Source organism: Chryseobacterium limigenitum, from assembly GCF_900114875.1.
GTDB lineage: Bacteria > Bacteroidota > Bacteroidia > Flavobacteriales > Weeksellaceae > Chryseobacterium > Chryseobacterium limigenitum.
The window spans coordinates 558,658-580,241 of the sequence record NZ_FPKW01000001.1 but is presented as its reverse complement, the minus strand read 5'-3'; the positions used below and the strand labels follow the sequence as shown (position 1 = coordinate 580,241).

The window sequence follows — 21,584 nt, the reverse complement described above, 5'->3', positions numbered from 1 at the left end:
ATCTTTGTTAAGATCTAAAATATTGAAAAGGATGATCATCAATAGGAACGGGCTTTAGCCCGTTTATAAATGAGGTTAGAAATCTGGCTTTAGCCAAAACTTAAAAAATTTTATTTAAAAATAATACTGGAATTATGAATTTAAAATTTAACTTCATCATAGCTTCGGTTCTTTTTTCACAGATACTCTCAGCGCAAAGACAAATGGAGTATTTGAAAAGAGGAATCGTAGCCATACCTGCAGAATCAGGGGTTTTTGTATGTTGGCGTCTGTTGGGAACAGAAGCTCAAAATACTCATTTTGATCTGTATCGAACTGAAAATAATTCAACCCAAAAATTGAATGAAAAGCCGTTGCTTAACGAGACCAATTTTTTAGACAAAACAGCAGATAAAGCAAAGAATTACACCTATTTCGTGAAATCCAATACTCAAGATAAAACGGTAGATGATGATTCCGCGAAGTATGTAGCTTCTCAAAAGCCGTATTTTTCAATTCCTTTAAAAACACCCGCTGGATATACACCGAATGATATTTCTGTTGCAGATCTTGACGGCGATGGTGAATATGAAATTATCCTTCATCAAACCGGACAATCCCGAGATAACAGTCAGAAAGGTAATACCGATGAGCCGATTATTCAGGCTTATAAACTAAATGGAACATTCTTGTGGGAAATCAATTTAGGGAAAAATATTAGAGAAGGAGCGCATTATACACAGTTTCTGGTGTACGATTTAGACGAAGATGGTAAAGCAGAAATTGTGATGAAAACCGCAGATGGTTCAAAAGACAGTAAAGGAAAAGTTATTGGAGATGCCTCAAAAAATTACGTCAATGAAAACGGATTTATCCTTTCGGGGCCTGAATATCTGACTGTTTTTAACGGAGAAACTGGTGAGGAAATTAATACAGTTAATTATCAGGTTCCAAGATTTGCAGGCAGTTTAAATCCAACCAATGAACAAATGACCGAAACCTGGGGCGATGCAAAAGGAAACCGTATAGACAGATTTTTGGGTGCGGTAGCTTATTTAGACGGTAAACATCCGAGTTTTGTGATGTCGAGGGGATATTACACAAGAACTGCAATTGCAGCTTGGGATTATAAAGATAAACAACTTAGTCTGAGATGGTTATTTGATACCGAAAGTTCAGAAGAGAATAAAAAATTTCGTGGACAGGGAAACCACAACCTGAGTATAGCTGATGTAGACAACGACGGAAAAGATGAAATTATCTTTGGCGCCATGACCGTTGACGACAACGGAAAAGTATTAAACAGCACAGGCTATGGTCACGGCGATGCTTTGCATGTGGGTGACTTAGAGCCTTCAAATCCGGGATTGGAAATTTTTGACATTCAGGAAAGGTTTGACGATGCAGGCGCACATTTCCGAGATGGAAAAACAGGAAAGGTTTTATGGAAATTACCTTCTTTAATTTACAGTAAGCAAGGCAAATTTCAAGGTCCGGGAAGAGGTTTGTCTTTAAATATAGATCCTCGTTATGAAGGTTCTGAATGTTGGGCTGCAGGAGCGGGAGTTAAAGGTCTTTACGACGCGAAAGGAAACAAAATCAGTGAAAAAAGTCCGTCTGTTAATATGGGAATTTATTGGGATGGCGATTTTTTAAGTGAAATTTTAGACGGAACCTCCGTATCAAAATGGGACTGGAAAAATGAGAAATCAAACTTACTATTTGATGCTAAAGATTTTCAGTGTGAATCAAACAACGGAACAAAAAAAAATCCTTCTTTAGTTGCAGATTTATTTGGAGACTGGAGGGAAGAGGTAATTTATAGAACATCAGATAATCAGGAACTTCGAATTTTCAGTTCAACAATTCCTACGAAGCATCGTTTGTACACCTTGATGCACAATCCACAATATCGTTTGAGTATCGTTTGGCAAAATGTAGGCTACAATCAGCCTCCGCATACGGATTATTATCTTGATGAATCGGTTAAAGAAATTCCGAAACCAAATATCGTTACCGTAAAGCACTAAATTTCCAAATATTAAATCAATAGAAATGGGCTTTAGTCAAAACTTAGATCAGGTTTAATGAAAGCTAAATTATATTAAAAATTAAAAGATAATAATTATGAAAAAGATACTCATGAGAAGTGCTGTTTTTGCACTGGTTTTTAGTGTTTTATCCTCATGTTCAGTTCAAAAACCAAGAGCAAATAATGTTGATCTTCCCAATAAAAAAGAAGTTTTGCAAACTGCAGAAAAAGCCAATCAATATTTCATGAATAAATGGCCCGATACCAGAAAAGAAATTGTAGGTAAAAAAGTTTGGCCAAGCAATCTGTGGACGCGTGCAGTTTATTATGAAGGATTAATCGCATTATATAAAGTTGATCCCAAAAAAGAATATTACGACTACGCATTGTCTTGGTCTGAAAAGCATAATTGGGATATGATGCGCGACACTTATACGCGTAACGCAGACAATCAGGCTTGTGGGCAAACGTATTTGGATCTTTACGAAATCGATGGTAAAAAAAATCCGGAAAGAATAAAATTTGTAAAAGCTTCCATAGACAGCATGATGGCTACCAATAAAGTAGACGATTGGTGGTGGATCGATGCATTGCAAATGGGAATGCCTATTTTTACTAAATTGGGTAGAATGACTGGTGAGAAAAAATATTTCGATAAAAATTACGAAATGTATGCCTTTACAAAATACAAACACGGAGGAAACGGTCTTTATAATCCTAAAGACAAACTTTGGTGGCGAGACAAAAGCTTTGTTCCGCCTTATAAAGAACCAAATGGTGAAGATTGCTACTGGAGCCGCGGAAACGGTTGGGTAGTTGCTGCTTTGGCTCGTACGTTGGAAGATACGCCTAAATCCGATCCTCATTATCAGGAATATTTACAGGATTACAAAGATCTGTTATCGGCATTGCTTCCGATTCAGAGAGAAGATGGTTTTTGGAACGTAAGTTTGCATGATCCAACCAATTTCGGTGGAAAAGAAATGACAGGAACCGCTCTTTTTGTTTATGGAATGGCTTATGGAATCAACAACGGTTTGATTGATAAGAAAACGTATTTGCCCGTTGTCGTTAAAGCTTGGAATGCCATTTCAAAAGATTCTGTTCAGCCCAATGGATTTTTAGGTTGGGTTCAGGGAACAGGAAAGGAACCAAAAGACGGTCAGCCACTTGCTATTGATAAAGAACCAGATTTTGAAGATTATGGACTAGGTTGTCTGTTGCTGGCTGCAAGTGAGGTTTATAAATTGAAATAAGGTTTTTATTCCCCAAAGATTTCACAGATGATTGTGTATGATTTTTACAATTTAAATAAAGTATAACATAATAAACATCTGTGAAATCTGTGGGCGAGAAAGAATTACTTTAAGTATCAATAGAATCAGGCTTTAGCCCGACTAATTTCCAAGATTTCAAACTAACTGGTTTTCAAAAAAAGGACTCAATAATGAAAATTATTAAGTCTTTTTTGTTTATGTCGATAGAGTTCGTGAAAATAAAAGCTTTTTATATACTATTACAAATTTACAATAAACACCGATTTAGCATTTCATTTTGGGAAACAGTATTAAACTTAAATTTAATCAAAATATTCATAACTCCTAATAAATCATTGATTTACAAATTATATGTAAAAAACAGGAAAAATCCTTATTTTTTCAAACTATTGAGCATGACACTACAAGATGCGCAATCGATTTCATAGTATTAATTTTCAAATTCAATCCATAAGACAAAATTATGAATGCATTATTAGGAATTTTTTTCCATTTCTTAGGAGGGTTTTCTTCGGGAAGTTTTTATTTGCCGTACAAAAAAGTAAAAGGATGGAATTGGGAAACATATTGGTTGATAGGTGGGATTGTCTCCTGGATTATTGTTCCTCCGTTGGCAGCATTTCTTACCATTCCTAATTTTTGGGAGATTATACAGAATGAGAGTTCTTCCATATTGGGATTGACGTTTTTATTCGGTGCCTTGTGGGGAATTGGTGGTTTTACTTATGGCCTGGGAGTTCGATATTTGGGAGTAGCGCTGGGAAGCAGCATTATTTTGGGGCTTTGTATGGTGTTTGGGTCATTGGTTCCTTCAATATATTATGAATTTTCTCCGCAAACAGGAAAAGACAGTATTGGCTTGTTGATTTCCAATAGATGGGGACAGATGGTTTTACTGGGACTTTTTGTCTGCGTTATCGGGATTGTCATCAGCGGAAAAGCAGGGACGATGAAGGAAAAAGAACTGAAAACAGATTCATTAGATCCTCATGGTACACAAGTAAAAACGGAATATAAATTCGGATTAGGATTAATTGTTTCCATCATATCAGGAGTTTTAAGCGCTTGTTTTAACTTTGGGTTAGAAGCCGGAAAACCAATGGCAACCGTAGCCAATGAATTATGGCAAAATGCAAATCCGGGAGAGGGTGAATTCCTATTTCAAAACAATGTCACCTATGTTGTTGTCCTTTGGGGCGGAATGGCAGTGAATCTGATTGGCTGTTTATATTTAGCCATTAAAAATAAATCGTATACAGATTACGTAAAAAAAGATGTACCGGTTTTACGAAATTTGATTTTTTGTGCTTTAGCCGGAACAATGTGGTTTTTACAGTTTTTCTTCTATGGAATGGGTGAAAGCAAAATGGGAAATGGCGCAAGTTCGTGGATCTTACACATGGCATTTATCATTTTAATAGCCAATTTATGGGGAGTTATCATCAAAGAATGGAAAGGTGTTTCCAGGAAAACGATTTCTACCATTGCAATCGGAATGACAGTGATGTTTATTTCTATTTTGATTGTAGGGTATGGAAATTCTTTAAGATAATGCTTAAGCAGCATTTGCATTTATCTAATTATCATAATCACGATAATATATAGTTTAGTTTTTATAAGGCACTGATTTTTTCAGCTGCCTTTTTTCTGATGAATACTAGTTTTTTTCTGAAAATATATTGATTATTAAGTGATTATTAAATCATTTTTAAGCTTGTTACAGATGTGAAAAATTAACTTCAATCTATTTGAACAAATTATTATAATTTTCAAATTTTACATTAAATATTTATACCTAATTAAGATAAATTATGAATTTAAAGATGCAGGATATGGCAGGATGCCGAAATTTTTGTAACAGTGTACATTGGCTAAATAATAATTTAATGTTACTAAAACTTAATATATGTCTTTAAAAATTACAAACAAGAATTTAAAGCCATTAATTGCACCTTTATTTCTGCTTGCGTCTGGTTTTGTCTTTGGGCAAACAACAATTAAGGATACTGCAAAAGTAGGAACGAAAGAGATTGAAGAGGTTGTTGTTATAGGCTACGGAAAAGTAAAAAAATCTGACTTAACGGGCGCTGTAGCTTCAGTTTCTGCAAAAGATCTGGCTGCCACACCGGCAATGAATGCTTTACAGGCATTACAGGGAAGAGCCGCAGGGTTAAATATTGTGACGGCAGGCGGTGCCCCGGGAGCAGGTGCCAACGTTACGATTCGTGGAGGTGCTTCAATTACTCAGGGTACAGAACCGCTTTATATTGTAGATGGTTTCCAGTTGGATAATGCACTAAATGTCATTAATCCTAATGATATTGAAAGTATTGATGTATTAAAAGGCGCTTCTGCAACAGCAATCTATGGTGCCCGTGGTTCTAATGGTATTATTGTTATTAAAACAAAAACCGGAAAAAAGGGTAGAACAACCATTAATTATAACTCTTTCATGGCATTTGATATGCTTTCAAAGAAATTAGATATGGTTTCCAATGCAGAGCAGTATGTGAAATATCAGTATGAATTAGCTCAGCTTGGCGGAAATGCAACAAAATGGAGTAACATATTTGATAATAGTTTAGGAACAGATTCTCCGGGATTTTATACAGGAGTATTTAACAGAATCAGCAATCGTTACGGATCAGCTTCTGCAGTAGACTGGCAGGATAGAATGTTGGGGGGAACGGGGACAACCCAAAATCAGAACATAAACGTCTCTGTAGGGAATGAGAAAACGCAGGCGTTCATCAGTTATAATTATAATAAGCAGGACGGTTTGCTGCAAAATTACAGCGAAACCAGAAATTCATTGCGTGCCAATATTAATTCTGAAGTATATAAAGGAATTAGAGTAGATTTCAGCTCGATGTTTAATTCTAACTCTACCAACGGAGGAGGAGCGTATTCGGGAATGAAAAAAATCCTTCTTCAGCCTATTACGGGAGGAACTAGATTTACAGATGATCAATTATTCAACACACAGACTTTTGGAGATTTTTCAGGATTGGATTCCAGTTTCGATACAGAAAATCCATATGTAGAAACTCAGGCATCTACATCTAACAAACGTTCCAGAGCATTTATGGCTAATGCTGGTATCGAGTTTGATTTTTTGAAAAACTTCACATTCAGAACAGCGGGTTCTTATAGCTGGAACAACAGTAAATCAACTTCATTTTCAGATCAAAACTCCCGCGCATATCTTACAGATCCTGTAAATACCGGAATCAACGGAAGTATCGCCAATGCAGAATCATTTCGTTATCAGATTACCAATACATTAACGTATAATAAAACATTCGCAGAAAAACATAAAGTTGCTGTTTTGATCGGACAAGAAGCTGTTTATCAGGAATCTGAAGGGAACAGTATGAGACTTACCAAATTTCCTATCTTTAATTATGGGTTAGATGATATTACCAATGCAACAGTAGCCGATAAAGATGTAAGTCATTCAAGTAATAGCATGAGTTCTTATTTTGGACGTATAAATTACAACTATGATGACCGTTATTTATTGACTGCTACGATCCGTACAGACGGATCTTCAAAATTTGGCCCCAATAACAGATGGGGAACTTTCCCTTCTGTAGCGGGTGCTTGGCGTGTTTCTCAGGAAAACTTCTGGAAAAACGGGAAGGTTAATAATATTGTAAATGACTTGAAATTAAGATTAGAATACGGAATTACAGGTAATAATGATATTGGAAACAGCCTGTACACAACCAACTTGGTACTTACAGATTATCCGATCAACAATACACCGGGTAATCCTGCATTTACAACAAGTAATACTGTTGGTAATCCTGATCTGAAATGGGAACAGATGAAAGCATTGAATATCGGGATGGATCTAGGTTTATTCAACAATAGGCTAAAATTAGCCTCAGAATTTTATAGAAATGATGTAAACGGAATGTTATTGCCGGTTGTGTTGCCGGTTTCTACAGGATACGGAATACAATATCAGAATATTGCAAATATGAGAAACCAAGGTCTGGAATTTACCGTTAATTCTATTAATGTAAAATCGGGAGCCTTCAGATGGTCAACAGATGCCAATATAGGCTTCAACAAGTCGAAAGTTCTTTATCTGGACGGGAAAGATTTCAGACCGTTCAGCGTAGGAAGTAACAGATCGGGAGTGGTAACTTATTATGCCAAAGTAGGCGAGCAGTTGGGAGATATGTACGGTTACGTGTATGAAGGAATTTATACCACCGACGATTTTACCCAAGCTTCAAACGGAACCCTTACACTAAAGCCAGGCGTTGTAAAACCTGCTACCGGAACTCCTAAGCCCGGAGATATGAAATTTGCTGCAGATAATGCTGCCGGAGATCAGTTTACAAGAAAATTAGTGAAAATTGGAAATGGTACACCCGACTTTATTGGAGGTATCAGTAATAATTTTTCTTATAAAGGCTTTGATTTAGCTGTATTTATGAAATTCAGCGTAGGTGGTGATATTTATAACGCGACCAAACAAAGTTTGAGCCCTTACGGAATGTTCCAGAATGTTCCTTCAGAATTCGGAAACAATTATTATCATCTTATTGATCCAAATACAGGTCAGGCAACAACCAATTTGGTGAGATTAAAAGAGCTTAACCCTAATGAAGATTCAAGTCTTTGGAGTTTAAGCAATACAAATACTGCTAATATAACCTATCCATCATCATATTATGTGGAAGATGGTTCCTATCTGAGAATTGCTCAGGTAACTCTTGGGTATAGTTTTAATAAAGAATTTTTACAGCATATTTCGGTAACTAATGCACGTATCTATGTTACAGTTAATAATTTAGCTACAATAACAGGGTACTCCGGTTATGATCCTGAAGTTTCAGCGGCAAGTGGTGTTGCAGTGACTCCGGGGTATGATACTTCATCCTTTCCGCGTTCAATAAGCTATGTTCTTGGTATCAATTTAACTTTTTAATATTTAAATATTTAGATCATGAAAAACATATCTAACACATATAGATCAATAAAAAAAATAATCATACTTCCATCTTTTGTAATTGCCGGACTGTTCATCAATTCATGTAGTGCTGATTTTTTGGATCAGCCAGCCTATAATGTAACGGATACAAATACGGTTTTTGAAAATTTAGATACCGCAGATTTGTTTGTTCAGGGCTGTTACAGAAATTTGGTTCCTACAGAAATGTATTATCAGCTTGGAGCAGGAGACACAGTGACTCACTCTTCTGAAGATGGTTCTACGAATAATTCTAAATACAATATTTGTAACTATCAATATGATGCATACACTCCTAACACAGTTACAGGTATTTATGCGGCAATGTATTCTAGCATAGAAAAAACCAATATTGCGATCACAAGATTAGGTTTGATGGCGCCAAGCGCGAAGCGTAATGCTCTGATAGCAGAAGTAAAAGTTATTCGTGCATTTTGTTACCATAATTTAATCAGGGTTTATGGAGATGTTCCTGCGGTCTGGATACCTTTGGAAGATGCAGATCCTAACGATCCAAGTACTTTATATCCAAAACGTACTTCCCGAGATATAATCTACGATCGTATTATTGCTGATATGCAGGAATCTGTAAATGATTTGCCGGCTACAGGAACTACAACTGAGCGTTTAACAAAAGCAGCAGGCAATGGTATGTTAGCAAGAATTGCTTTGTATGCAGCAGGTTATTCTTTAAGATGGGATCTTAATACCGGAGCTGCCGGTACAATGTCTCGTAGAAATGATAATTCAAGAGTTCAACAGTTATATCAAATTGCAGATAACGCAGCTGCGGCTGTAATCAATGGCGGTACTGCCAGTTTAGTACAGGCTCAGGGAGGGAAAAGTGGTTTTGAAGCTTTATGGTTCAATTTTGATCAAAGAAAATTTGCAGTAACAAATCCCGAAATGCTTTGGCACATCGCTGAATACGGACCCAATACCAACTCAGGCTTTGGTGTTTATGCCAATGAAGGCTCTCGTGGAGGGACTTATGGTTCCAGAAAAGCACTACAGTTTATATTACCTACTTATTATCTGTCTTTTAATCAAGGTGATACGCGTAGAGATGTTTCTTGTACTTCTTACAGTATCTATTTCTTAAATGCAGGAGCTGCTACAGATACTTGGGTAAATGCAGGAACTACATTCTCTTGTATCATGTCAGGTAAATTCAGATTGGGATGGTGTGTGGCACCTCAGGCGGCTGATGCACGTAATCTTAACATTCCTATTCTAAGATATGCTGATGTTTTATTAATGTATGCAGAAACTCAAAATTATTTAAACGGAGGCCCTACCGCTCAGGCTACAGCAGCTTTACAACAGGTAAGAAATCGTGCCGGAATAGGCTCATTAGCGATACCAAGCGGTCAGCAGGCATTTGAAACTGCCATTGTTCAGGAACGTAAATGGGAGTTTGCGGGAGAATTTAACCTTCGTACAGATTTAATTCGTATGAATCGTATTGCCAGTGAAATTAATGCAACAAGACAGGCAATGAAAAACTTGTCGGATCGTACCGGACAATATGCAAATACACCTGCGTTGCGTCTTTATAAGTTTGAAAAGAATGCACAGGTTTATGGAGATCCGTTTTTGGCACTTAAATATATTGATTTAACAAATTCTGCAGAAATTGCAACAGCTACTAATGTTCCTGTAAACGGCACTGCTGCTGCTCTACAGGCATATCAGACAGCTTTGGCTGCTATAGTTACAGCACATGGACAAACAGTAGCAACGGGCGACAAATGGTATCCTACTAATATGTTCCAGGCTTACACAAGTACCTTTAATGGTAATGCGAGAAAAGCTGTAGGATTTACTTTAGGATTTAATGCACTTCAGATCGGAGCCATTATTTATACCAAACCAACAGGTTCTGCTGAAAACGGTGGTACATATCCAAACTGGATCGAAGGTGGTGGTGACGGTCTTTTCTACGGATTCGTACCAAACAAAACAGAATTACTTCCGTTTGCAGCGCAGTCGGCAGGACATCCTTTAGTTGATAATCCAAATCTTACGCAACTTCCGGGGTATTAATTAATAACCAATTGAAACTTATTTTAAACATTGAGAAAATTTTGATTGAAAAATCAGCACAAATTTTCTTAATAGTTAAATTTTTAAACAAAAACCTATCACAAAATATTAATCATAAATAAACTCAATTAGATTGCTGTATAAATGAATTGATTTAATAAAGATTCAAACGTTAAATTATCTTTAAATAAAGCGTTTAGCAGTATAGTACGGGATACTGAAAAAAATATAACAATCTACTTTTGGGTTACAATTTAGAAATATAAGACAAACAATGGAAAAAGTAAAAACATTCAAATACGTAGACTATTTATGGGATGAAAATAAGGCGGCAGCTTTAGGAGATGATCAGGTTGCTTTATTTTTATACCGCTCAAACATATTAGGGGCAGATTTAAGAATCACAAACTATGGAGGAGGCAATACCAGTTGCAAAACGCTTGAAAAAGACCCATTAACCAACGAAGAGGTTGAGGTAATGTGGGTAAAAGGTTCAGGTGGAGACATCGGAACTTTGACCAGAAAAGGAATCGCCGGATTATACACAGAAAGATTAAGAAACTTAAAAAATGTTTACCAAGGGTTAGAAGATGAAGACAGAATGGTAGGCTTGTTCAATCACTGTATTTTTGATCTGGACAGCAAAGCGCCTTCTATTGATACGCCTTTACATGGTTTACTTCCATTCAAACATATCGATCACCTTCATCCGGATGCTTTAATTGCAGTAGCTGCAGCAAAAGACAGTGAAGTGATTACCAAAGAAATCTGGGGAGATACAATGGGCTGGGTTCCATGGCAGCGTCCTGGTTTTGATTTGGGATTACAATTAGAAAAATGTTTAAATGATAATCCTGGAATCAGAGGAATCGTTTTAGGAAGCCACGGATTATTTACTTGGGGTGATACTTCTTATGAATCTTACATCAATAGTTTAGAAGTAATTGAAATGGCTTCTGAATATATTGCTAAAAAAATAGAAGAAAACGGACAGGTTTTTGGCGGTCAAAAAGTGGAATCTTTACCTGCTGAAGAACGTAAAAATAAAGCAGCTCAATTGATGCCTTTATTGAGAGGTTTAGCATCATCTGAAAACAGAATGGTTGGTCATTTTACTGATAGCGATGTAGTTTTAGAATACATCAACAGTAATGATCTTGAGCGTTTGGCACCATTGGGAACATCTTGTCCGGATCACTTTTTAAGAACAAAGATTCAGCCTTTAGTGTTGACCTTAGATAAAAATGAAGATTTAACTGATTCTAAAGCTATTTTAGATAAATTAAATCCTCTTTTCGAACAATACAGACAAGAATATAAAGAATACTACGAAACTTGTAAACATCCAAACAGCCCCGCAATGCGTGATCCGAATCCGGTAATCATCATTTATCCGGGTGTTGGAATGTTCAGTTTCTCAAAAGATAAGCAAACGGCTCGTGTTGCCAGTGAATTTTATGTGAATGCAATCAACGTGATGCGCGGAGCAGAAGCTATTTCTGAATACACATCATTACCAAGACAGGAAGCTTTCGACATCGAATATTGGTTGCTTGAAGAAGCAAAATTGCAAAGAATGCCTAAAGAAAAACCGCTTTCAAGAAAAATCGCTGTCGTAACAGGAGCAGGTGGCGGAATCGGACAGGCGATTGCTGATAAAATGGTTCAGGAAGGTGCAGTCGTTGTTTTCACAGATCTTAATCAGGAAGCTGTAGAGTCTGTTACAGCAAAATACAGCAAAGATCAGGCGGTTGCCGTTACTTGTGATGTAACCAGCGAAGAAGCGATTGTTAATGCTTTTAAAGAAGCGGTTTTAGCATTTGGTGGAGTAGATATTATCATCCATTCCGCAGGTTTGGCTATTTCTAAATCTTTGGAAGATACAACAACAAAAGACTGGGATCTATTAGAAAATGTTTTGGTAAAAGGACAGTTTTTAATGGCGAAAAATGGGGTGGAAATCATTAAAAAGCAAGGTCTTGGTGGTGATATTGTAAACATTGCAAGTAAAAACGGCTTGGTTGCCGGTCCAAATAATGTGGCGTACGGAACTGCAAAAGCAGCTCAACAACACATGACAAGATTATTGGCAGCGGAATTGGCAGCAGATAAGATCCGTGTTAATGTTGTAAATCCTGATGGAGTCATCGTAGGAAGCAAAATTTGGGAAGGAGCTTGGGCAGAAGGTCGTGCGAAAGCAAACGGAATTTCTGTTGAAGAACTCCCTGCATTTTACGCGAAAAGAAACTTATTAAACGAAATTATTCTTCCTGAAGACATCGCTAACGGTGTTTTCGCTTGTGTTGCTATTTTAGATAAAACAACAGGAAACATCATCAATGTAGACGGAGGAATGGCAAATGCATTTCCAAGGTAAAATTTTAATACGGAAAAAGAATTATTATTAAATTGGAGGCTTAATATTTCTGTTAAGCTTTCAATTAATAAGATTAAATTTTCTACATAGAGAGCCACGAAGTGGCGACATATCAATAGCATAGGGTGAAACCCTGTGAACAACGGAACAATATTCGGTAAAATCTTATGAAATAATAAAACATAATTTTTTACGCCATATGAATTGGCATAATCAAATTAAAATCAAATCATGATTATAGGAAAAGATATCATTGAACAATACAATAAAAGCGAAATTGAAAATTTTACTACAGATTTAGATTTCCTACAAAATAAATTAACAAAATCAGGAGCAAACATTGCTGAAATCGTCAACAAAATTTCAGATTTCCAGATAGCGATTCCGAGTTGGGCTTTAGGAGCTGGAGGAACCCGTTTCGGAAGATTTTCTTACGGTGGCGAACCTTCTTCTTTAGAACAAAAATTAGATGATATTGGATTGCTTCATGCTTTAACGCATTCTGCAGGAGCAATTTCTTTGCATATTCCATGGGATATTCCGAGTGATGTAACAGCAATAAAAGAAAAAGCAGCTTCTCACGGACTGATTTTTGATGCGATGAATTCCAACACGTTTCAGGATCAGCCGGGAGCGAAACAGTCTTACAAATTCGGTTCTTTGAACGCTGTAAATGAAGATTCAAGAGCTTATGCGGTGGAACACAACAAAGAAGTAATCAGAATCGGAAAAGAATTAGGTTCAAAAAGCTTAACCGTTTGGTTGGCGGACGGAGCAAGCTTTCCGGGACAGTTGAATTTCCAGACGGCTTTATCAAACACTGAAAAAAGCTTAAAAGAAATCTACGCAGGAATGCCTGAAGACTGGAAACTTTTCATCGAATATAAACCTTACGAACCGAATTTCTATTCAACAACAATTCAGGATTGGGGAACTTCATTTATGTTAGCAAATGCTTGTGGTGAAAGAGCTTATACGTTGGTAGATTTAGGTCACCACTTGCCGAATACGAATATTGAGCAGATCGTTGCAACTTTAATGTATAAAGGAAAATTAGGAGGGTTCCACTTCAACGACAGCAAATATGGAGATGATGATTTGACGGTTGGTTCTATCAAGCCTTATGCCTTGTTCTTGATTTTCAATGAATTGGTGTATGGTATGGAAAACAATCCTAACAACCCTTATCCGGCTTGGATGATCGATGCAAGTCACAACATCAAAGACCCGTTGGAAGATTTATTACAGTCTTTGGAAGCTATTTTAATTGCTTATGCTCAGGCTCTTTTGGTAGATCAGGAAGCCTTAAAAACAGCACAATTAAGCAATGATGTCGTTGGTGCGCAGGATATTTTGCAGAATGCATACAGAACCGATGTTCGTCCGTTATTAAGAGCTGCAAGATTGCAGACAGGTGCAGCGCTTGACCCGATTTCGGCTTACAGAAATTTAAAAGTAAGAGAAAATTTAATTACCGAAAGAGGTCTAAATGTTAAGGCAACCGGATTATAGTCCTATTTAAAATTGATAGTTTTAACTTTTGAGTGCAATCGAAAGTTTTTATTATATGTATCCTTATTTTTTATCATTAAGGTTGAAAGTGTTTAGATGAGTAGGGTTTTAGGCATTGCTGCATAAGAAATTAGTGGATTTTTTTCTTAATGCATCTTACTATCTGAACACTCCTTAATGGTTCAAAAAATAATATTTAAACAAATAAAAAATATAATTTATTCTTTGTGTTCTTCATTAAGTGAAACGCCTTTGCGAACTTAAAAGCATAAAGTATTTTAAATAAAATCTTTGCGAACTTTGCGTTTAAAATTAAAATTTTAATTAAAACATATTAGTGTTATTAGTGAAAATATTTGAACTATTTATTTTTAAAAGCCCTCGTAATGATAAAAACAAAAATTAATTCATCACAAGAATGTCCAAAAAAAAAGTAACAATAGTATTTGATATTGGAAAAACCAATAAAAAGTTCTTTTTATTTGATAAAAATTATAAAGAGGTTGTTCGTGAATATACGGAATTACCCCTCACAACAGATGAAGATGGTTATCCTACCGAAGATCTTTCTGCATTGCAAAACTGGATTAAAGATAATTTCAATGCCATTCTTGAAGATGAGAAATATGAGGTAAAAGCGATCAATTTTTCCACTTACGGAGCGAGTTTTGTGCATTTGGATCACAAAGGAAATATCCTGACTCCTTTGTACAATTATACCAAACCGATGGATCAGGAAATTCTTGATTTATTTTACGAAAAACATGGAAGCAAGCTGAAAATTGCCCGCGAGACAGCATCACCTCAATCGGGAATGTTAAACTCAGGTCTGCAATTATTTTGGTTGAAATATAAGCATCCGGAAATATTCAAAAAGATCCGTTACAGTCTTCATTTACCTCAGTATTTGTCGTATCTGTTTACCGGAATCTGTGTTTCGGAATTCACGTCAATTGGCTGTCACACCAATTTGTGGGATTATGACAAAGCTGATTACCATGATTGGGTGTATGAGGAAGGAATCGATGCTTTATTAGGACCAATTGTGCCAACTTCAGCAAGTATCAATACCTCTTACAAAAACAAAAAAATAAAAATTGGCGTCGGAATTCACGATAGTTCTTCAGCGTTGTTACCTTATATTTTAAGTAAAAAAGAACCGTTTTTATTGCTTTCAACTGGGACTTGGAGTATTTCTCTCAATCCTTTTAATGATGAAAGTCTTACCGATGAAGATATAGAAAACAATTGCCTGAATTACATGCGTATCGATGGTAAACGCGTAAAAGCATCCCGTTTCTTTATGGGAAATGAATATAAAATTCAGGTTGAAAAATTGTGTGATTATTATGGAAAAGAGTATGGTTTCCATAGAGAAGTACAGTTTGATCAGGATTTGTATCTGCGTTTAATGAAAAATAAGAATATTTATTTTCGTTTTGAAGGAATTATTTTGAAACGAAAAATGATTACTGCAACAGATTTAAATTCATTTGCAACTTTTGAAGAAGCGTATCATCAATTAATGATAGAATTGATGGATTTACAGATTCATACGATTACAAACGCAATCGGAAACTCAGAAATTGAAAACATTTACATCGACGGCGGATTTACAGATAATGACGTTTTTATGAAATTGATGTCTCATCATTTCCAGCATTATAATGTGATGTCTACTCATTCTCCGTTGGGTTCAGCATTGGGAGCTTCGATGGTTATTTCCAACAAAAAAATAGATGAAACTTTTTTACAACAGCATTATCAGATGAAAGTGCTTCAACCTTTAATTCTTAATTTATAAATTATGGCATTTCCATTTGATACCCGTTATGCTTCGCTTGAATTGTTGATCGAAAGAGCTAAGAAAAAGATGCCCCGTTTCGCTTTTGAATATTTAGATGGTGGTTGTAATGAAAATATTAACAGAGACAGAAATACAAGCGAACTGAGAGAAGTTCTGCTTCGTCCGCAATATCTGAACAATAATTATGCGGAAGCCAATATGGAAACTGAATTATTCGGCGTAAAATATTCCGCACCATTTGGAATCTCTCCGGTTGGTTTACAGGGATTAATGTGGCCAAATGCTCCCGAAATTTTAGCAAAAGCAGCCTTTAAGCACAATATTCCTTTTATTTTAAGTACGGTAACAACCAGCAGTATTGAAAGAATTGCAGAATTAACGGAAGGGAAAGCCTGGTATCAATTATATCATCCGAAAGAAGAATGGCTACGTGACGATATTCTCGACCGTTGTGAAGCTTCCGGATATGATGTACTCGTAGTTTTGGCAGACGTTCCGACTTTTGGATACAGAGCTAAAGAAATTAGAAATGGTTTGGCAATGCCACCTCAGATTAACTTCCGAAACGTTTCGCAAGCTTTAGCAAGACCGGAATGGTGTTTGGAAATTCTGAAACATGGAGTTCCTAGTTTTAAAACCATGGAAAAATACATGGATAAAAACATGGGTGTGAAACAGTTAGGACAATTCATGAACTCTACATTTTCCGGCCGATTAAATTCTGATAGAATAAAAGCAATTCGTGATAAATGGAAAGGTAAATTGGTCATCAAAGGTGTTGCTTCTGATGAAGATGCCGCAGAAGCCCTACGTTTAGGATTTGACGGAATGATCATTTCCAATCACGGCGGAAGACAATTGGATGCTGGAGAATCTACGATTGCCGTAGTGAAAGAAATTAGCGAAAAGTATAAAGATCAAATCAAAATAATGATGGACAGCGGTGTAAGAACCGGTCCGGATGTTGCCCGTGCTTTAAGCTGTGGTGCCGAATTTACCTTTATGGGACGCACTTTTATGTATGCAGTCGGTGCTTTAGGTGAAAAAGGTGGTGATCACATCATTGAAATGCTTAAAATGCAGTTCAGACAGGTAATGGAGCAGGTTTGCTGTGAAAAACCGGAAGATTTGCAGAACTTTAGAGTAAAATAAAACTTCTTAAAAGTTAATTATTTGATCAGTCTGTCATTGGCTACGCCGAATCTTCGATTTCTGACGAAGGAAGAATCTCTTTTTAATTTAACAATAGATTCTTCACTACATTTCATTCTGAATGATACGGTTGAATCATTCAATAGAAACGGGCTTTAGCCAAAACTTAATAAACTTTAAAATATTTTTAAACGCAAAGATTTAGTATTAAAATGTATTATTCGAAGGAGCAAAGTAAGGCGACGAAGTCGCTCAAGAAGTATGCTTAATAAGAATCAATTTATTGGTTCCATTCCTTTGCTCACTTAAAATATTTTAAATCATAAATAAAACTTTGCGTTAAAAAACATGGAACAGTTTCAAACTAAAAAATTCGCAAAGAAACCCTGCGAATTTTCATTTATTATAATTGAAAATTTATTTCTTCTTTTCAGATTTCACAGCTTGTCTGGCCAATAATTTCCAGTCGTTTTTCACTTTTGCCCAAACCAATAATATATCCAAAGTTACATCGCTTGGGCCTTTTCCAAGATCATTTGTCTTTGCGTAAAAATGATGACGAACAATCGCTGTGTTCCCGACGATACTGATATTTTGATTGGTAATATCAATGGTTTCAAAAACTGATTTTTTACTTGATAATTTGTCAACAAACTCTGCTGAATCATCTATGTGGCCTCCCGAATGTCCATAAGTTAATTCAGGTAAAATTAAAGATTCTAACGATGATTTATCACCGCTTATCATTGCTAATCTTAGCTTTTCGGCAACATCATTGACAACATCTTTATCATTTTTTTTCTGTCCTGAAACAGCAAGTACCATGAAAAAGCTCACGGCGAAAATTATTTTTTTAATCATAATTAAATTAGATATTTTTTTTGAAGTATATTTTAAGATTAATGTAATCGATTGCGCGTTTGTATAAAAAATATAAACTTTAAGTTTTAAAGAGAATCTCTCTGAATAAATTTAAAAACATTATTCACCTGTTCCTTTTTATTTTTCAAGATCATATAAGCTGCAGATTCTCCCATTGCTTTAAAATCTGTCGTAATAACGGTAATTCCGAGCAATTCTTTAAGAGGAGTTTCATTGTAGGAAATGATTCCGATGTCTTCGCCCAATTTTAGATTTTTCTGTCTGATTTGTTTCACTAAATTCACCAAATCACGTTCCCGGATGGTGATAAAAATATCTTTGTCCTGCAATTCCATGTCGGGATAAATTTCGTCAAGAATTTCATAATCGAGTTTAAAATCTTTACAAAAATTCTCAAATCCACGTACAATGCGGAAAGGATAGGGGTGAATAGATTTATCGGGATAAACCAAAATGATCTTTTCGTATTTTTTAATTTTGTCTAAACCTTCCTTCAGGGCATTATAAATATCATGTTCAAAATCCTGAAAAATAGTACCATATTCCCCTGAAATATTAGGTTTTGTATTATCTAATAACAGTAATTTATTTTTCGGTATTTTTTCAATCATTTCAATCACTTCTCTTGTAGAACTTGTGTGTTTTGACTGCTCATCACGAAAATGGGGCATGATCACATAATAATCGAATCCACCCAAATTTTTCTTTAAGGAATTAATGAAAAGTGTTTCGTCACAATGGTAAATATACATCTCCACATTGCCTTTGGTACCGATTGCATTGACGAAATAATTATAAATCATCATCTTATAAGTACTCGGTTTGTTGATCAAAAAGAAGATATTAATGACATCATTTTTATTGATACGCGAGATATAATATCCTTTACCTTTTACCGATTCAATAATTTGTCTTTTCCGAAGTTCTTTGTAAGCTTTTTCAACAGTATCTCTTGAAAGAAAACAGGATTCGCTGAGTTCGTTGATGGAAGGAATCTTTTCTCCAATCTGAATTTCCCCACCATCAATTCCGTTCAGAATAGAATCTACAATTTGTTTGTATTTGGGAACTCTGGAGTGTTCATTTATCTGTACTTCAAATGTTTCTGCCATGGCTTTTCAGATAGGAGATATTAAAACGGTTTTAAAGAATCTAATTTATAGAAAAATAACCAGTTTTTGTATATAAGTTGTAAAATTTGTGTCAATATCCCTGTATTTTTTGTAATTATTCAAAATAAACCTAAATCAATAGATTTTTTTACTATCATTCTGAATAAACTGAGAGAGGATAAAGATAAGATTCAATCGTATCAAAACAGGTCATAAAAGAAGCCTGCCCCTTTCAGGACAGACTCCAACTACGTATGAATGTAAAATTTTTAAGGCATTTTCTTAAAACCTTCCGCTTTTATTTTCCAAGTTCCATCCTTCGGAAAGCCGGGGAATTCACCTTTTGAGCTGTCCCAACCTTCGAGCATCATGGCAACGGTTGTTAAAACTCCTCCGTTTCCGGGAAGGTAAATACGCAGACGTCCGTCCTGATAATTATGACCGTTTTTCAGATAAGTATTGGTCTGAATGTTCATGAAAAGCGCATCCAGAGCTTTATTTGGAAGCCCTAATCGTGCCGAAGTCATGGCAGTCATCGGGAAATCCCAACCCCAGGTATGTTCCCAGTTCCATCTTTCCCAAACGATATCGAGGGTATTTTTCATGATTTTTTTATCCAATTTCGGAGATTCCGGAACCATTCCCAACGCTCCCAAAACAGCTGGGTGATCGGTCATCCATTTTGGATAGGTAAATGAATCTTTTGCAGATTCGGTCGACAAATAAACTCCATCCTGAACCGGAAGCGGAGCTAATTTAGAAATAACATCATCCCATTTTCTATCTCTCGGCTGTCCTAGTCTTTCTTTCCATTCTTGGGCAACTTTCAATGCCCAATCCCAATATGCCACTTCATATGTCGGGTTGTAAGTATCTTTAGCAGGGAAAACTTCCTGTGCCGGAATTATCCCTTTACCTAAGTTATAACGATTTTTTTCTTTGTCATAAGTAGCAAAATCTGCCATAAAATCTGCTGTTGCAAAAATCAGATCTTTATATTTTTCCAACACTTTTTTGTCTTTTTTATCACGATACAAAAGTTCGGTCATATAAATAAGGTGCGGCTGCTCCCAGATTAAAAAAGCTGCGACAGAAGATGGGCTTTCATTCCCGTCATTATCGGACATTTTGATCCATCTTACGCCTTTGTATCCTTGTCTTTGGGCTAAAGCTTTTGCTTTTTCAAATGATCTGAAATAATAATCCAATTGTTTTTCCAAAATCTCAGGTCTTCCCCACAAAGCGTAGTGAACGCCGTGCCACCAATGCATTTCTGTATGCGGTTTTCCGTACCAGCTGTTGAAAGTTAAGCCCGTTTCCTGTGGCGGATTGCTCCCTCCGCATTGTACTTTGGTCAAGTATTCCGATAAAACAACTCTGCGTTCCAATTCGTTTGCTCTTGGGTCTGTACTTCCTTCAAAATCTACGGCTGCGCCACTTTCCCAGAAGGATTTCCATCCTGAAGTGCTTTCTTTTTCAGCGTCGGCAAATAATGTTTTACTGCTTTTTGGATTTTTAGACGAAAATTCAACACTTACTTCTATTGTTTTGTTTTTAGAAGAAGGTTCGTACACGAAATAATGTTTTCCAGCTTCAAGTAATTTTCCTTCCGTGAAATACAATTGAGTAAAATAATCAGCAGTTTGTAATTTATGCTCAATCAATCCCTGAGTTGAATTAGATGAAATAATTTTTGTCGAATGTTCCTTTTCATTGCCATAAAAAACTGCGTCATCCAAGAATTGTCCAGTCGGAGAGGGGTAACGCACAAAAATTTTCAATCTGTTTTGAATAACCAAATCCGATTCAATTTTAACTGCAATTTTATCGGAATTTTGGAAAGATGCCGTCCACACTTTTACAGGAGTTCCTTCCAATGAGAATTCACTTGTAATAATTCCTGTCCACAAATCAATTTTCTGATTGATGTTTTGTAAATCTGAAATTTTGGCTTTCTGACCATCTTTTTTATACAGTTCAATCCCGACATTTCCCAACTGCAAACGATGTTGATTCACACGGTAATATTCAACTGCTTTTTTGTTTCGTTCCGATTCTTTGAGTTGAACACTATACAATGCTTTTCGCCCATCGTCATTGAAATCGTAAGCTTTTAACGTTTCATCAAACGTATAATTTTCTGTATTTGGAAAGCTGTTCCAACCCCATTCAGATTGAGTTCCCAAAGAAACTCCGTTTTTATAAACCTCAGGAAATGACTGCATTCCGGTAACATCAACGGTGTACGCAAATTTTCCGTTTCCGACAGTTAAAGATGATAACGTATCAACTTTTGTATTGACGATATTATGACGCTGAACGACTTTTTGACGATCAATTTTCTGGGCATTGAGAGAAGAAAATCCAATGCAATAGAGACTAAGATATATGACTAATTTCTTCATTTTTAAATTTATTTTA

Annotated in this window: 12 protein-coding genes; 9 read left to right on the top strand and 3 right to left on the bottom strand. The window is 36.0% G+C overall.

Going from position 1 to position 21,584, the window contains the following annotated elements; translation table 11 throughout:
• Positions 1-134 precede the first annotated feature (134 nt).
• The 9 genes from BT156_RS02665 to BT156_RS02625 all read left to right on the top strand — a co-directional run bounded on the left by BT156_RS02665 (position 135) and on the right by BT156_RS02625 (position 17,169).
• A complete protein-coding gene (locus BT156_RS02665) occupies positions 135-2,009 on the top strand; it encodes a rhamnogalacturonan lyase (RefSeq protein ID WP_072406922.1) in 1,875 nt (624 codons plus the stop codon).
• A gap of 97 nt (positions 2,010-2,106) precedes the next feature.
• Positions 2,107-3,267, top strand: a complete 1,161-nt coding sequence (locus BT156_RS02660; RefSeq protein ID WP_072406920.1) for a glycoside hydrolase family 88/105 protein — start codon at positions 2,107-2,109, stop codon at positions 3,265-3,267.
• Between the two features lie 484 nt (positions 3,268-3,751).
• Positions 3,752-4,840, top strand: coding sequence for an L-rhamnose/proton symporter RhaT (rhaT, locus tag BT156_RS02655; RefSeq protein WP_072406918.1), 1,089 nt, complete (start codon positions 3,752-3,754; stop codon positions 4,838-4,840).
• 354 nt (positions 4,841-5,194) lie between these two features.
• Complete coding sequence (locus tag BT156_RS02650) at positions 5,195-8,233, top strand: SusC/RagA family TonB-linked outer membrane protein (protein WP_072406916.1); 3,039 nt, start codon at positions 5,195-5,197, stop codon at positions 8,231-8,233.
• Positions 8,234-8,251: 18 nt separating this feature from the next.
• Positions 8,252-10,321 carry a RagB/SusD family nutrient uptake outer membrane protein gene (locus tag BT156_RS02645; RefSeq protein ID WP_139255395.1) on the top strand — a complete coding sequence of 690 codons (2,070 nt, stop codon included), beginning with the start codon at positions 8,252-8,254 and terminating at the stop codon, positions 10,319-10,321.
• A 274-nt stretch (positions 10,322-10,595) separates the two neighbouring features.
• The gene (locus tag BT156_RS02640; protein WP_072406912.1) at positions 10,596-12,698 is read left to right on the top strand and encodes a bifunctional aldolase/short-chain dehydrogenase; all 2,103 of its coding nucleotides are present in this window, start codon (positions 10,596-10,598) and stop codon (positions 12,696-12,698) included.
• Between the two features lie 231 nt (positions 12,699-12,929).
• Positions 12,930-14,210, top strand: coding sequence for a sugar isomerase (locus BT156_RS02635; protein WP_072406910.1), 1,281 nt, complete (start codon positions 12,930-12,932; stop codon positions 14,208-14,210).
• A 418-nt stretch (positions 14,211-14,628) separates the two neighbouring features.
• Entirely contained in the window at positions 14,629-16,014 is a 1,386-nt protein-coding gene (locus tag BT156_RS02630; RefSeq protein WP_072406908.1) for an FGGY-family carbohydrate kinase, read from the top strand.
• 3 nt (positions 16,015-16,017) lie between these two features.
• A complete protein-coding gene (locus tag BT156_RS02625) occupies positions 16,018-17,169 on the top strand; it encodes an alpha-hydroxy acid oxidase (protein WP_072406906.1) in 1,152 nt (383 codons plus the stop codon).
• Positions 17,170-17,586: 417 nt separating this feature from the next.
• Here the strand turns inward: BT156_RS02625 and BT156_RS02620 are convergent, their stop codons facing one another.
• The 3 genes from BT156_RS02620 to BT156_RS02610 all read right to left on the bottom strand — a co-directional run bounded on the left by BT156_RS02620 (position 17,587) and on the right by BT156_RS02610 (position 21,568).
• Positions 17,587-18,030, bottom strand: a complete 444-nt coding sequence (locus BT156_RS02620; RefSeq protein ID WP_072406904.1) for a nuclear transport factor 2 family protein — start codon at positions 18,028-18,030, stop codon at positions 17,587-17,589.
• Positions 18,031-18,116: 86 nt separating this feature from the next.
• Positions 18,117-19,163 (bottom strand): GntR family transcriptional regulator, encoded by a 1,047-nt coding sequence (locus tag BT156_RS02615; RefSeq protein WP_072406902.1) that lies wholly within the window; start codon positions 19,161-19,163, stop codon positions 18,117-18,119.
• 269 nt (positions 19,164-19,432) lie between these two features.
• On the bottom strand, positions 19,433-21,568 hold the full coding sequence (locus BT156_RS02610; protein ID WP_072406900.1) for a hypothetical protein: 2,136 nt from the start codon (positions 21,566-21,568) through the stop codon (positions 19,433-19,435).
• Positions 21,569-21,584: the final 16 nt, after the last annotated feature.